Raw genomic sequence first — 13,437 nt, 5'->3', positions numbered from 1 at the left:
GGTCGCCAGTGCAGTGCATGCCCTACTCATCCCCCGCTCGCCGCACGAATCTGTATCTCGTGCTGCACCCGCTGATCTTCCAGCTGCTGATCCATCTGATTCGCAAGCGCACGCTGATGCGCTTCACGGCTGACAGAGTCGAACTGTTGCAGTGATTCTTCCACCGATGTCTGCGCCGCCAGCTCGGTCGGCATCGCAGCGCGCTGGTGTGCCGGATTGCTCGGTTCGCCCTGGACCACGAACAGCGTGTGCCCTGCCGGGTGTTCGTGCGTGGCGTTGCTCACCAGCACATGGTCCACCCGTTCCAAGTCGTTGTCCTTGGCCAGCACCAGAAGGCTGACGGTCATCCGTTCGCTGACTTCATCGAAGCTGCGACCGTGCTTGGCGTCCAGCGCTTCCACGCCCTCGCGGATCTGCTGATACAGCGCGTGATCGGGGTGGCCGGGCTGCGTGGGGTCCTGCAGCGCCCTGTTCGGGCCCGATGCCTCATCCGGTGCGGGCGCGGCTGGCTCAAGGCTTGGCGCTATCGTGGGCTCGGCAAGAACAGTGACAGCCGCAGTGACAGGCTGGAGGTCATCCGATGGAGCCAGCTCGGGCTCTGGCACGTGTTGTGCCGCTTCCTGCTCCACAGGCCATGGATCGCGCTCGGGCTCAGCAGGCAGCGGCTCCTTGAAGGGCACCGGTTCACTCTCCTGCACTGCCATGTCCTGCTTTGGAGTGGGAGCAACCGCAGGTGCGACCATCTGCTCCGGTTCCAATGCCTGCTCTGTGCGCTGCGTGGGCATCATCTGCGTTGCCGCATCCAGAGGCGCGGCGACATGTGGCGTCGCGCGCTCAGGTGCGGCCGGTGGTGCCTGCATCGGCCCAGCGGGCTCCGGCGTCTGTGAGGCGGTACGGTTTTCGGTGGGCGCCTCGCTGTTTGGATGGGGCTGAGGTTGGGGCTCCGCCTCACGCCGCGGCGGATCACGCTGCTCGGCGTGCCGCTGAGGCGCGGGCTTGTCCTGTGCCGCGGGCGTAGGCGGTGGCGTGACTGCTATCGCTGGCGGCGCTGCCGCAACTGCCGCAGAAACGACGGGCTGCGCAGTGGCCGGCTCCTCATCCCGGACTTCCGCATTTCCGCCCTGCTCAGATGGCTTGTCACCATGTGCCACCTGCGCGGCTGCTCGTGCAGCCTGTCCTGCATCTACCTGCGCAGCACCCAGCCGATTTGCCTCCTGCATTGCCTGCCGGTACACCTCCTGCTCACCCGCCGACAGCGCTGCAATGCGTAGCTCGGGCGAGTCCGGCAACGGCGCCTGCTCATTGGCACGCGCACGCACCTCATTCCATGCGGCCTGCAGCTCCTGCGTGCTGGTGATCGCGACGGCGCGCGCCACGCCATCCTGACCCACCTGGTAATGGGTGATGGGCCGGGACGCGCCCGCGTTGCCCTCGGCTAAAGGCCCCAGTTCCTGCAGCGTGGGACCCGCAATGCCGTGCTGCTCGCGCGTGCGTGCCGTGGCCAGGGCAATGGCCTGCTCCCACGCCGGGGTCAGCGCGATGCCCGCAGCGTAGTAGCTGTGGCGCAGCTCGTTCTGGTTCACTTCCGCCGCAGATGGCAACCGTCGCGCGTCCAATGCGGCAATGGTCTGGTTGAACTGATCGAGCGACGGCTGCTGGATGGTGCGGGTCAGCTCCAACTCCAGCGCCATGTTGCCCTGCGCGATCTGGCCAGCATGGCTCCATCGCCCTGCTTCGTCGCGCTGGTAGAGCTGGTTGTCCGAGCCCTGGATCGCGTCGGGCCTGGCACGGGCCTGCTCCACCGCTTCCGGCACCAGCGGCACGAAGTCGCTGGCGCGGGTAGCGACGTAGGTCTCCAGATAGCTGGCGGCAATGGCGGCCTTGCCGTTGGCGATGTTGTTCTCGATGCGCTGCACCGCCTCACGATTCAACTCGTTGGCCCGTTCGGGGCTGGCGGTCTGCGTTTCGTACACCCCCCTGTCGTTGGCACCGGACACGCCGATCTTGACCTGCCGCGTCCACTGTTCGGTCTGCGCATCGCGGTGCCAGTTGGGATTGTCCAGACGGCCCTCGCCGTCCTTCGCCGGAATACTGAAAGGATCCTGCGGTGGCGGTGCCTTGCCCAGCGCCAGCTCTACCGCTTTTACATGGGCGTATGCGCCCAGCTCGCGGGCCTTCTCGTAACTGGCGCCCACACTGCGCTCAGCCGGAGTACCAATGCCGTCGCCTGTGCTGTCCATAACCGCCTGGCGCTGCCAGTTGCGGCCATCGAACTGCCATGTGACATCGGCCTTGTCGGTCTGCCGGTAGACGGCGCGGTTGTCGAGCAGATCGGCACCCTTGTCGAACGCCTTGCTCATCAGCAGCGCATCGCCCGCGACGATGGCCGCAGGGACGAAACTCGACGTGCCGATCAGTGATGCGGTGGCCATGCCGCCGATCCAGCCACCGCCGTTGCGTGCCAGAGCGTGGGTGAGCTCGGACTGGGCGGCCGTGCCGTTGCCTTCTTCCAGCAGTTGCGAGGTGCGGCGGGCGGTAATGACAGCGTCGGCGCCGGAGGCGAGCAGGCCGCCGGAGCGGATCAGTTGGCTCGTGGAGGCTTCGCCGAGGAGGAGGTCCAATGTAACTCCGCCGCGTTGCCCGACCGGAGCACGAAGGCGTGATGCGGCCTCTTCGCCCAGTACGCGCTCCACGGTCAAAATGCTCGACTCAGAAAGAAGAGTCCGCCCTTCATGATGGGCATTGGAAATTGCGAGAGACAATCCGCTTCGTTGAAGCTCAAGATTTCTGCCTTTCGTCAATTTGCTTCCCGTCAGGTCGGCATGTTCAAGCAAAGCAACGATGCGCGACTCGGATTCCGTCACCAGCAGATAGCTGCGGTCTACCGGTCCGAAGCTGGCAAGCGAACCAATCTTCGATGCGTGGAGCTGAGCGTAACTCCGGTTCTCGAGGAAGAACGACTGCGTCACGGGCCGAATGTCATCAGCGCGCATGCCAAGCGGCGCGTTCGTATAAAGGTCTCCATTGACGAGGCCGACCGTCATGGTGTCGCGGAGGTCTTTGACCTGCGCTGCTAGGCGCTGGAGTGCCGCTGGATCACCACGCAGCGCTTCCTGTCCGTCTCGGGAAAACCGCAACTGCCTCAGCTCAAAACCGATGCCGTCCTGATAGTCAGCTATCGGACCGCCACTATGCGGCGAGATACGCATTGCCTGCGCAAGCTCGCGATCAGCTGGCATGTAAAGGCGATTCTCAAAGGCATCTTTCTCAATGAGCTTTGCCTTGGCGAGCACCCTGAGCAGCGGATCATTCCTGAAGGTCTGCTGCTCGATTACATGGTGATCCTGCAGGATCGGACGATCAGCCGGCATATCAACACCTCATCCATGAAATCACATATCTGCTTCAGATATCGAATGCGTCCTTGAACCTAAGGCCGCGTGTTTCACCGTCACTTCCGATTCCCGCAGCCCGTATGGCATCTCGGAATATGCGGTCACAGTAGACAAGGTCACCAGAATATGGAGTGCGGAAGACGTGACTGTCCGCGACTACATCCCTCTTAAATGCCAAGCTTGCTCCGCCACGAAGGTCGTAGAACTTTCCGCCCGGGTAGCCCTCATCAACGATGACCCGGAACTTAGACGCTTCCTCGTCGACGGCATCCAGTTCGCGAGCAACCTCGCACAGGTAGTACGTTGGGCCCTCCGTGCCATCCGGAAGCAAGTAATCACACTCCACGAACTCGAAGGCAACGGGATCGATTTCGGTGAAGGCCTTCTTGAGGCGCGCCGATACCAACCAGTAGCCGCTCATTCCTCCTTCGAGGTCCTGAGGTGGATCCCCCAGCTTTGGATCGAGAACCAGACGCGGTCTCTGCGCCAGAGGAGGGAAACCGCCTTCTTCGGGGCGGATGATCAGCCTTGGCGGCGTCAGTAGTGCGTCCTCATTCTCGATCTCAACGCCGTGCCCTCTCCCCCTTCGGGTCGTGTCAGGCATCAGCAGATAGAACTCGCCAGGCGCAGGCTGATTAGGCTTTGACGAATCCATGCGCTTGTTCCTCCCAAATTTCGTGTTCCAGCCTGGAGACAGAGCGGCGCCCCGGGAAGGCGTTCGCCGCCAGCTATGTGAAGACCTCCAGTGTAGACCGTGAGCCCTCCCAGAGATCATAGCCCGCCGCTTGCGAGAAGGCAGACGATAACGGCAATTTTGACCATCAATGGTTTCTGCGGCAATTAGGAAATCTACGATTTCTCAGCGCGCGCACATGCTCCGCATGTTTGGAGCGCGGTCGTGCCCTCCTGTCGGCGCCGGGACCGACTCAGCAATTCACCACATCTTCAAACCAGAGCCCGTTGGATCTCTTGGCCGTGACGATGCCGGCAGCTTCCATCGCATCTTTGAACGTTCGGTCGCAGAATACCCCGCCATGGAACGGCAATCTGAACACGTGAGCCGAACCCAGCACTTCGCGTTTGAACGCCAACCGGATATCACCGGTCAGGCGGTAATATTTCCCTGCCTCGTACTCATCGCTGATCACGATGTTGAGCTGGGAGGCTTCTTCATCCAAGGCGTCCAGCGTACGGACCACGTCGCAAAGGAAGTAGGTTGGTCCCTTTGAACCGTCATCCAAGCGATAGTCGGTATCAGCGAAAACGAACGCGTCAGGGTCAATCTCTTCCATGACCTGGCGCAAACGCTCGGAGACCAGCCAGTAGCCGCTCAGCCCGCCTTCCAGGTCCTGTGGAGGGACACCCTGCCGCTCCCGATAGACCAAGCGCGGGGTTTCACGCAGTGGAGGAAAGCCACCGGCCTCGGGTAAGAAGATCAGCCTGGGAGTCGCAAGCAACGCGTCCTCGTTATCAAAAACCACCCCGTGACCCCCTCCTCCACGGGTAGCATCCGGTCGTAGCTTGAAGAACTCGCCCTTGCGCGGCTGATGGGTGGAAGTCGATCCCATGCTTGTCATCTCACGCAGTGAATGTGAATCGAAGTCGCTCGTACGCAGTTGACGCGAATCCATAATGCGCCCAAGGGTCCGACCCTAAGAGCTCTGACTCAGATGCTGGCTGCGTCGGTGAACCAGAGGCCCCGCGATACGCGCGGCCCACCGATTCCAGCGTTCCACACAGCGTCGCGGAGCTCTCTGTCACAGAAGACGAGGTTTCCCGAGTAGGGCGTCCGGAATATTCTGGCTTCACCGATGACCTGCTTGCGGAACGCCAGACTGGCTCCGCCCCTTAGGTCGTAGAACTTCCCACCTCGATAGCCTGCGTCAGTGATGATCCGAAGTTTCGAGGCTTCTTCGTCCACCGCATCGAGCTCACGGGTTACATCACACAGGAAGTACCGCGGCCCCTTGGATCCATCGGCAAGGCGGTAGTCACACTCCACAAACTCGAAGCCAGCCGGATCTACAGACACAAGAGCACCGCGTAATCGTTCGGAGACCATCCAATAGCCGCTCAGCCCCCCCTCCAGATCCTCCGGGAGGCTCCCCTTCTTTGCCGAGTAGACCAGCAGCGGCTTCTCCGCCATGGGTGGAAATCCCCCTTCTTCTGGTCGCAGGATCAGGCGCGGCGGGATGCGCAGCCGCTTCGCGTTCTCGAACACGACGCCGTGCCCCTTTCCCCCACGCGTGGTATCAGGCATCAGGAGGAAGAACTCGCCAGGAACAGGCTGGTTCGACTTCAATGCTTCCATGCTCTTTCGCCTCCTTTAACTATGATGCGCCGTAGCGAGTCTGCCCCGTTCTACCCCGACCTTGCGCCTGGTGCAATCAGATCACTGCGAGATTCCGAACCTGGTCAAGCATGCGTCCCACGTCTTGAGACGCGCTCCAGCCATCCTCCCTTTCCCCTCTGGAGGATGACATGACCAAGATCGACCCCACATGGCTGGAAGCGTTCGACAAGGAACTTCTCCACCTGTTCGCCATCGACCATCGCGATGCCGGCATGGATGAGTACCTGCTGAGTTGCTACGCGGACCTTCCTCCACGCGAAGCAGCACTGGCGTTCGGCAGCGACTACGACCTGGAGCGCGACGATGCGCTGTGGCCTCGGCCGGGGGTGGCGCTGCAAAGTTAAGTTGTGTCGCAATCGGCACGCTGCGCGAATGGGGCATGTGGGCTACGTGTCGCTTTTGGGATCCCGAAGAGCTACAAACCGTGCTTTTCAATGCGCATTCCGGCGATAACTTAACACCGGCCGAAACCACCGCACCGCAAGGGTTCTGCCACGCCTGCTCCATGCAACAATGCCGTAAGCGTCAGCATTTACGGCCTCTGCGGTCTACGGTTTCTTGGCATCTCGCAACCATGCGAGTACACCTTGGCATGCCACCGAAAAAGGGTGGCGCGGGGTTCGAAAGCCCGCTCAGTAACCTTGTGTTTTGCGCTTGTCAGCCGGCGTCACCTTTTGGGTGGCGCCGGCTGGCAATCCGTTCGCGTTCCATGGCGGGCGGTGCGTGGGGGTCCTCGGACCCACCGGCTTGGTTACTGTCCGGCTTTCGAACCACGCACCGTCCGCCGCCTCTATCGGTGGCGTTGCTATCTGTCCTGTACGGAGCATTGCCATGAACACATCGGACTTCCGTTCCCTGCACGCGCAGTACGATCCGGACAACGCCGAACCCGAGCGCGAACCATCCGTCGATCCCAACGCCTTCGTCGCCACGCTGCACCGCATCGGAACTGGTGCGGCTGCGGATGGCCAGCCTTGGCCGGAACGGCATCAACTGCCTGGGCGGCGTCTTCAGTTGGCGGACGCGGATTGCGCGCTGGCGGGTCTGCGCGTGGTGGCGGAGCTGATGCTGGCTGCGGAGCGCACTCGACAGAACGGTGCGCCCGAGGAGTATCTGGGGGATCGGGTGATGGAAGGGTTGAAGATGGCGTGTGTGGCGCTGACTGCGCAGGTTGCTGAGCGGCTGCATGTACGGGAGTAGCACCCAAGGCTTGAACCTCAAGCAATAGGCTGCAGGCTGTCGCCGCAGCCCCATTATCCGTTCGCCTCTGATCTGCAGGACTTCCAATGAAGTCTCTGACGTACGCAGTACTGTGCTTGGCAGCGCTGATTGGTTCAGCGCTCGCCCACTTCCACCAGCCAAAGGGCGATTTGGAGCTGAAGGCCTACCCCAAGGTCTCGGCTGCAGAGTTTGCTGTCATGCGCCATGAAGCCATAAGCCTAGCAGCTGAAGATGCGGCGCTCGTTGCCGGACGCTTTGAAGCAAGGCACTTCGAGCTCACTTGCCGAGGTGATCCCGCTCTGCTGGTGGACAATTCCGCATCACAGTTGCTCATCCTAGGTTTCATGGGCCAAGCCAATGAGAGGCCTTGCGTTCAACCTCTACTCCAGCGCTGGAGTAGCCGACTACTTCCGGCCGATTAGGGCTTTGCAACTGAACTCCACATACGAGACGCGTCGACGGGCCTGAACAGGCTGCGATTTGCGCCGACACACTGCGCTCCTTCGCCTCAAGCTATTAGCGCCTCATTGTGTCGTTTACGGCATACTTTTCCCAGGAGCGCCATGCGCGGTCGAGGACGGGGGAAGGGTGTGAGCAGGTGGACTGACGACGAACTGGCCGCTGCCGTCGAGGCGTATCGCCAAATGGAGGCGCGTCTCGCCGATGGATTGACCCTTGAGAAGGCAAGGGTCTATCGGGAACTGGCTACCCGGCACGGACGCACGTCCAAGGCCTGGGAGTACCGCATGCAGAACATCTCCCATGTTCTAGATCAGGCAGGTAGGCCCTGGCTACCCGGACTTCTTCCAGCATCGAACGTGGGTGCAAAGGTTGAGCCGAAACTGGCCAAGCTCCTCGGACTCTCCGGTGAGACGCTCACGTCGGTCTCTGGTCCTACAAGGGAACTGTTGGAGCAGGAGGCCAAAGCCGCGGAGGCAACTGGCAGTTTCTCTCCAGCAGACGATGTGGACGAGAGGCAGCGTGTGCTGGCGGCTATCGTTCGACGCCGCGGGCAGCCTGCGTTCCGTAAGGCACTGCTGGACGCATACGGCGGTCGGTGTGCGATGACTGGGTGCGATGTGGTCGATGCGCTTGAGGCGGCCCACATCCGCCCCTATTCCGGCCAGTCGAGTAGCGTGGTCAGCAACGGTCTTCTATTGCGCGCAGACGTTCATACCCTTTTTGACCTCTACCTTATCGCCGTGGACCCGGTGTCCCTGCAGGTGTCTTTGGCCCCTGCATTGCGCCAATCAAGCTATAGCGACCTTGTCGGCAAGGAACTGGCGTCTCCAGCATCAGCGACACTTTCGGCCAGCCCTGACTCGCTAGCCTGGCACCGATCACAATGTGCCTGGGCGTAGGGCTCCCCCGCCTGGTTGTCTCAGCTCCTGAGACAGCAGAGGGAGATCCTTCCGGTCCGGATTTCACTTGCCTCACTTGACGTATAGATCAATAATTGGGGCGTATCGAATACGGAAGCCGGGCGTGACAACCCTCCAAGAACTAGGCTGTCAGGTAGCTGCTAGGCGTAAGCAGCTGGGCTTGAAGCAGATCGACGTAGCGAAGACCAGCGGCGTAACTGCTGAACTGCTTTCACGATTCGAAAGGGGTCGCCTTTCTGAGCTCGGCAGCAGAAAGCTGATTGCAGTGTTGTCGGCTTTGGGCATGGAAATCTCACTCAGCACGACGCCATCCTTCATTTCGGAAGAAGGATGATCGCGTCCAAATCTATGTGGACCGTTGGTCCAATCAAGCAAAATTCACTGGAGTACTGGAATGAGATCGGTTGAGCTTTTCGCAGGAGCCGGCGGTTTGGCCATGGGATGCGAAATTGCCGGTTTCGAGCACTTGGCCGTGGTCGAATGGGACAAGTGGGCGTGTGACACGGTCCGCGAGAATCAACGGCGCGACTATCCCCTTGTTCGTGGCTGGACCCTGCATGAAGGTGATGTCCGATCATTCGACTGGTCCTCCATCCCGCAGGACATTGAGCTTTTGGCTGGAGGCCCCCCCTGCCAGCCATTCTCCATTGGCGGCAAACACAAGGCGCATGAAGACGGCCGGGACATGTTCCCGGCGACTGTCGAGATCATCAGGCAACTGCGACCGAAGGCCTTCATTGTTGAGAACGTGAAGGGACTGACTCGCGCCAAGTTCGCGAATTACTTCCATTACATTCAACTGCAGTTGGAGTTCCCGGATGTCCCTCCCCGCAAGGATGAGGACTGGTCAGATCACCTTGCGCGCCTTCAAGTAGAGAAGACTTCGGGAAAGCGGAAGGGCAAGGGTCACACCTACAACGTCATTCCTACGCTGGTGAACGCTGCGAACTTCGGCGTTCCCCAGAAGCGTGAGCGCGTGTTCCTGGTGGGCTTCAGAGACGATCTGGGCGTGGAATGGTCGTTCCCGCATGAAACCCATAGCTACGATGCTCTTCTGCATGATCAATGGGTGACCGGGGTCTACTGGAAGCGTCACGGCATACGTCAGCCCAAGATGCCTGCAAAACTGGCAGCTCGGGTCGCCAAGTTGCAGCAGTTCCGTACGATGCTGCCGACGCAGGCATGGCGGACGGTTCGGGACGCGCTGCAGGGGCTGCCAGATCCCGAAAGCCGCGAAGCCAAGAAGTTCGCAAATCACGTCTATCAGGCCGGTGCACGCTCTTACCCGGGTCACACTGGCAGTCCACTCGATTTGCCGGCGAAGACGCTTAAGGCTGGTGGCCACGGTGTGCCGGGCGGCGAGAACATGCTAGTGAAGGATGACGGCTCGGTACGCTACTTCACCATTCGAGAGAGCGCTCGAATCCAGACGTTCCCCGATGGATTCCAGTTCCATGGCAGTTGGTCGGAAACCATGCGGCAGCTTGGGAATGCAGTCCCCGTACTGCTGGGGCAGCGGGTCGCGGCAAGTGTTGCGGAGCAGCTCGCGATTGCGGGACTGTCGCAAATGGCCAAGAATGAAGCAAACACCAAAAGAAAGCGCGCATGACGGCCAAAGTAATTCCGTTCAATCCACTGGATAAGAAGAACCTTGGCGCTAGCGTCGCCGAGGCATTGCTTACTAAGGAAGTACACCCCCTCGGCGAGCTATCGCCGTTCGATGGCGCGGGCATTTATGCCATCTATTACACAGGCGACTTCGAAGCTTACGAGCAAATCGCCCGGCTCAACAACGATGGAAAGTTCATGCTACCCATCTACGTGGGGAAGGCTGTTCCAGCTGGCGCTCGTATGGGGGCAGGCTCCGACGTTCCGCCTGGCAAGGTGCTATTTAAGAGACTTAAGGAGCACGCGGACAGCATTAAGGCCGCGACGAACCTGAGCATCGAGGACTTCTTCTGCCGATTCCTCGTTGTCGATGACATCTGGATTCCGCTCGGCGAGTCCCTAATCATCTCGCGATTCACACCTGTGTGGAATTCACTGATTGATGGATTTGGAAACCATAATCCTGGCAAGGGACGGCATGCCGGGATGCGCCCTCGCTGGGATGTCCTGCATCCAGGACGCGAATGGGCACAGCGCCTAGCAGAGCGACCCGAGTCTCCGTCCAGAGTCGCTGAGGACGCTACTACCTATCTTCGCATTTTGCCGGCGTGCCTTTCGGATAAGTTCATTGAAGCGGAAGGCGAGTAGGAGCGGCACCGTGCCAATAGATTGACATGTCGCAATTGACTTGGCATCGGAGTTAACCTGTGGTCTCCGATGCTACGTCCAATTGCATGCAATACTTCCAAGACCTCGAGTTCGATCTGCCAGCAGCTCTTTTAAGGGAGTTGGTTGAGCTATTCGCACGAATGAGCGCAGCACCACTCAGCCAACAATACGCAACCGCCCTTGCCGACGGACAGGGGGTGTATCAGCTCTATCATCGAGGAAAGCTTGTCTATATTGGCAAGACAGACAACGAAGCCGGACTGCGCAAGCGACTTCTTAGACACTGCGAGAAGATTAGTTCTCGATTAAACCTAGATCCAAGCGACGTTTCTTTCAAGGCCGTACGGATCTATGTTTTCACCGCAATGGACTTAGAAGGAGCTCTAATTAGGCACTACCGGACTGAGCAAGGTGGGCTCGCCTGGAATAATAGCGGATTCGGTTCGAATGACCCAGGAAGGAAGCGCGATCACTCTAAACTTAAGAATGATCACTTCGATTATTGCCACCCTATCAATCTAGATTTCAGAGTATCCGTCGGCTCTCAACACTATATGACAGCGGCCGCCATATTAGCGGAACTCAAGGAAAATCTGCCGTACACAATCAGGTTTGAGACGACATCTCCGGGTTCAAAACGGCCGCACTCAGACCTCTCCAATGCGGTCATCGAACTTCATCACGGATCGCAGACTGTTAGGTCCATACTAAAATCCATCTCCAGCGGACTCGGGCCTGACTGGCAGATAACGGCTCTTCCCGGGTACGTAATTGTCTATAGAGAGAACGAACACTACGACCACGGGCTGGTGATTTAGAAAGATCCATCCTCACCACAAGGAATATATTCGGTCATTCCTTCATTTTCTCTGAACTGTAATTACACACCGGCTTCTACTCAGGACCTGCGGTTAATGTAATGGCATAGGCCGCATCTGGGGTCATCATCTTTAGCGCCTGATGAGGGCGCTGTTGGCTAAAGAAGGTGCTCCAGTCAGCGATCAGCAGCGTAGCGTGCACCTGGCTTTCGAAACGAAGCCAGTGCACGCATTTGCTCCTTCAGAGTCGGATCACGCGCTCCACCACCTCGTTCTACTGCGGGCAGTGTGGCGTGATGAACTCCTGCTTGAGGCTATAACTAACGCACGAGTCGCGTGTAGTTGCGGCATTCAGGCGCTGCGCCTGAGCCTGAAGGTCTGCGCGACTGGTGAACGGCATACGGACGGATCACAGCAGGAAAGGCGTCAGTAGCTGTGTGTCGTAGCCGGCGGTGAGCGCCTGCTCCAGTGCGGCAGAGACGGCAGGCCATGCTCATCCGCGACAAGTGCCAGACTCGCGGCTGTCTCGTGCCATAGTCGATTTCCAATGCAGGGCTCAGCAAGCCCCACTTGCGGACCCAGGCTCTGCACAGACCCCTTAACCCAACGTTAATCCGGCCCCTCGATGCGGGAGAAGCGCTTTGCGGGTACTGGCAAAGCAGGCACTTGCGTATATACAGTCGCCTTCAGCCGTCGCGAGCCCTCGTAAACCGGCTGTGCCCTATCGGCCGGACATTCTGGCATTGGCCGGCGGGAGTCAGCCTGGTGCGGGGCAGCAACAATCGGATGAAGATCGTCAAGCGCGTCGCCCATGGGCATGTGGGCGACGCCAGCCTCTATTCAGGATCGGCGCGCCCTTTGCAGAGCTAACTTAGTAGCAAAAGAGCTGAGCATCGCAATTTCGGATCATGACATCAGCCAGATATGGCATTAACCACCGGAAATATTGAAAGCACCCGGCCACTAATTGTAATAATTCAACTGTTGCAGCCTAGGTTCCGCCGCGCTACCTAGAACGGACTTGATGCACGAATAGAACTCAGGGGGTGAATTGTCAGGAAACGCAACCTCACAAGCCGCCGCCAGCTCCAATCCCTCACCCATAAGAGTCTCAATTGCCTCCAGTGTCGCCTCGACCGCAGCGCGTCTCAGCTTCCGCAGACGAGCAGCGTCAAGCCCGAGTTCAACTATCGTCCTTCCCGCACGGTCCACAAGATGACCTGGACAATCATCAGAAACGGATATAGATCCGTCAGACAAAAATCCAAATATAAAATCGTCATCTGAAATATCAGAAAGTGGATTAATGATTACGCCGAGTAGGTTTTTATTTCCTTTAATCGCATCACAGGAAAGATCTGGCGCTGTAAACCTGCCCTGCACTGCAACCGCCTTGCTAGCGCCGCCGTGACAGCACCCGAGCATATTTGACCACGTCGCCGCGTGATTTGGCGGGGGGTTGTGCGGCTTCTTCGGAATGAAATGCTCAACCCGGAAGTCCGAGCGATCAGCGCCGTCCTCGTCTATGATCATTCTAATTTCGCAGTACGCACACAACGACTGTTGATCCCGGAACAAAAACTCCCTTATTTCCGTGTATCTTGACTTATTCCTCTTAATCTCCCGCCAAAGCGCGTGCGGCTTGCCTGCAACAAAAGACGTCAGCTTGGGCGGAGGCGCCCCTTTCTTAATCCTTCGCAACGCCCTTCCTCCTCATCTCCCCCAATCTAATTTCGACATCTATTCGACGCAACTCGGGCTCATCTCGCCACCCCCAGATGTCAAGCTCGGCGCGAAGCTGAATGGCCTCGGGCGAATCCCACATTGATCTAGATACGAGTGCCTTGTAACGATCCAGCTTTGCGGTTATCGCGTTGGGAGGCCTCGCGTCAACCTCCTGGACGTCCTCCATAACGTCAACACTTCTCGCACCAAGCGCAAAACTCGGAATTAGAACCCTAGTTTCCTCCTCGTCGACAACCAACTTTCTT

Annotated in this window: 15 protein-coding genes; 8 read left to right on the top strand and 7 right to left on the bottom strand. The window is 59.1% G+C overall.

Annotated features, from left to right (window positions below; genetic code table 11):
- Positions 1 to 26: 26 nt before the first annotated feature.
- The 4 genes from ABGA94_RS02065 to ABGA94_RS02050 form a co-directional block, all read right to left on the bottom strand.
- Positions 27 to 3,371 carry an XVIPCD domain-containing protein gene (locus ABGA94_RS02065; RefSeq protein ID WP_375366239.1) on the bottom strand — a complete coding sequence of 1,115 codons (3,345 nt, stop codon included), beginning with the start codon at positions 3,369 to 3,371 and terminating at the stop codon, positions 27 to 29.
- 34 nt (positions 3,372 to 3,405) lie between these two features.
- Positions 3,406 to 4,050 (bottom strand): DUF1629 domain-containing protein, encoded by a 645-nt coding sequence (locus ABGA94_RS02060; RefSeq protein ID WP_375366238.1) that lies wholly within the window; start codon positions 4,048 to 4,050, stop codon positions 3,406 to 3,408.
- Between the two features lie 271 nt (positions 4,051 to 4,321).
- On the bottom strand, positions 4,322 to 4,963 hold the full coding sequence (locus tag ABGA94_RS02055) for a DUF1629 domain-containing protein (RefSeq protein WP_375366237.1): 642 nt from the start codon (positions 4,961 to 4,963) through the stop codon (positions 4,322 to 4,324).
- A gap of 98 nt (positions 4,964 to 5,061) precedes the next feature.
- A complete protein-coding gene (locus ABGA94_RS02050) occupies positions 5,062 to 5,706 on the bottom strand; it encodes a DUF1629 domain-containing protein (protein ID WP_227838130.1) in 645 nt (214 codons plus the stop codon).
- Between the two features lie 170 nt (positions 5,707 to 5,876).
- Here ABGA94_RS02050 and ABGA94_RS02045 point away from each other — a divergent pair, with 170 nt between their 5' ends.
- From ABGA94_RS02045 to ABGA94_RS02010, 8 genes are all read left to right on the top strand, one after another.
- Positions 5,877 to 6,092 (top strand): hypothetical protein, encoded by a 216-nt coding sequence (locus ABGA94_RS02045; protein ID WP_069139886.1) that lies wholly within the window; start codon positions 5,877 to 5,879, stop codon positions 6,090 to 6,092.
- A 487-nt stretch (positions 6,093 to 6,579) separates the two neighbouring features.
- Positions 6,580 to 6,948 (top strand): hypothetical protein, encoded by a 369-nt coding sequence (locus tag ABGA94_RS02040; RefSeq protein WP_188248656.1) that lies wholly within the window; start codon positions 6,580 to 6,582, stop codon positions 6,946 to 6,948.
- An 86-nt stretch (positions 6,949 to 7,034) separates the two neighbouring features.
- Complete coding sequence (locus tag ABGA94_RS02035; protein WP_375366236.1) at positions 7,035 to 7,391, top strand: hypothetical protein; 357 nt, start codon at positions 7,035 to 7,037, stop codon at positions 7,389 to 7,391.
- 324 nt (positions 7,392 to 7,715) lie between these two features.
- Complete coding sequence (locus ABGA94_RS02030; protein ID WP_375366235.1) at positions 7,716 to 8,330, top strand: HNH endonuclease; 615 nt, start codon at positions 7,716 to 7,718, stop codon at positions 8,328 to 8,330.
- Between the two features lie 124 nt (positions 8,331 to 8,454).
- A complete protein-coding gene (locus tag ABGA94_RS02025) occupies positions 8,455 to 8,685 on the top strand; it encodes a helix-turn-helix domain-containing protein (RefSeq protein WP_227838124.1) in 231 nt (76 codons plus the stop codon).
- 60 nt (positions 8,686 to 8,745) lie between these two features.
- On the top strand, positions 8,746 to 9,960 hold the full coding sequence (locus tag ABGA94_RS02020) for a DNA cytosine methyltransferase (RefSeq protein WP_227838122.1): 1,215 nt from the start codon (positions 8,746 to 8,748) through the stop codon (positions 9,958 to 9,960).
- Positions 9,957 to 10,607 (top strand): Eco29kI family restriction endonuclease, encoded by a 651-nt coding sequence (locus ABGA94_RS02015; RefSeq protein WP_100438305.1) that lies wholly within the window; start codon positions 9,957 to 9,959, stop codon positions 10,605 to 10,607. Before ABGA94_RS02020 ends, ABGA94_RS02015 begins: the two co-directional genes overlap by 4 nt.
- Before the next feature lie 86 nt (positions 10,608 to 10,693).
- A complete protein-coding gene (locus tag ABGA94_RS02010; protein WP_227838119.1) occupies positions 10,694 to 11,446 on the top strand; it encodes an Eco29kI family restriction endonuclease in 753 nt (250 codons plus the stop codon).
- Positions 11,447 to 11,522: 76 nt separating this feature from the next.
- Here the strand turns inward: ABGA94_RS02010 and ABGA94_RS02005 are convergent, their stop codons facing one another.
- From ABGA94_RS02005 to ABGA94_RS01995, 3 genes are all read right to left on the bottom strand, one after another.
- On the bottom strand, positions 11,523 to 11,675 hold the full coding sequence (locus tag ABGA94_RS02005; RefSeq protein WP_227838117.1) for an integrase core domain-containing protein: 153 nt from the start codon (positions 11,673 to 11,675) through the stop codon (positions 11,523 to 11,525).
- 734 nt (positions 11,676 to 12,409) lie between these two features.
- Complete coding sequence (locus tag ABGA94_RS02000; RefSeq protein WP_227838115.1) at positions 12,410 to 13,147, bottom strand: retron system putative HNH endonuclease; 738 nt, start codon at positions 13,145 to 13,147, stop codon at positions 12,410 to 12,412.
- The coding region (locus tag ABGA94_RS01995; RefSeq protein WP_375366233.1) for a hypothetical protein at positions 13,134 to 13,437 on the bottom strand (304 nt) is incomplete at its 5' end. The genes ABGA94_RS01995 and ABGA94_RS02000, both read right to left, overlap by 14 nt.

The sequence above is a fragment of the Stenotrophomonas sp. 3diitr2024 genome, from assembly GCF_042136455.1.
GTDB lineage: Bacteria > Pseudomonadota > Gammaproteobacteria > Xanthomonadales > Xanthomonadaceae > Stenotrophomonas > Stenotrophomonas sepilia.
The sequence above is the reverse complement of the archived record's forward strand: the minus strand, read 5'-3'. Positions and strand labels throughout refer to the sequence as shown.

Coding starts and splice junctions, on each gene's coding strand:
- ABGA94_RS02040 (WP_188248656.1), top strand. CDS start 6,580: ATGAACACATCGGACTTCCGTTCCCTGCACGCGCAGTACGATCCGGAC.
- ABGA94_RS02060 (WP_375366238.1), bottom strand. CDS start 4,050: ATGGATTCGTCAAAGCCTAATCAGCCTGCGCCTGGCGAGTTCTATCTG.
- ABGA94_RS02050 (WP_227838130.1), bottom strand. CDS start 5,706: ATGGAAGCATTGAAGTCGAACCAGCCTGTTCCTGGCGAGTTCTTCCTC.
- ABGA94_RS02010 (WP_227838119.1), top strand. CDS start 10,694: ATGCAATACTTCCAAGACCTCGAGTTCGATCTGCCAGCAGCTCTTTTA.
- ABGA94_RS02015 (WP_100438305.1), top strand. CDS start 9,957: ATGACGGCCAAAGTAATTCCGTTCAATCCACTGGATAAGAAGAACCTT.
- ABGA94_RS02020 (WP_227838122.1), top strand. CDS start 8,746: ATGAGATCGGTTGAGCTTTTCGCAGGAGCCGGCGGTTTGGCCATGGGA.
- ABGA94_RS02035 (WP_375366236.1), top strand. CDS start 7,035: ATGAAGTCTCTGACGTACGCAGTACTGTGCTTGGCAGCGCTGATTGGT.
- ABGA94_RS02065 (WP_375366239.1), bottom strand. CDS start 3,371: ATGCCGGCTGATCGTCCGATCCTGCAGGATCACCATGTAATCGAGCAG.
- ABGA94_RS02055 (WP_375366237.1), bottom strand. CDS start 4,963: ATGGGATCGACTTCCACCCATCAGCCGCGCAAGGGCGAGTTCTTCAAG.
- ABGA94_RS02045 (WP_069139886.1), top strand. CDS start 5,877: ATGACCAAGATCGACCCCACATGGCTGGAAGCGTTCGACAAGGAACTT.
- ABGA94_RS02030 (WP_375366235.1), top strand. CDS start 7,716: ATGCAGAACATCTCCCATGTTCTAGATCAGGCAGGTAGGCCCTGGCTA.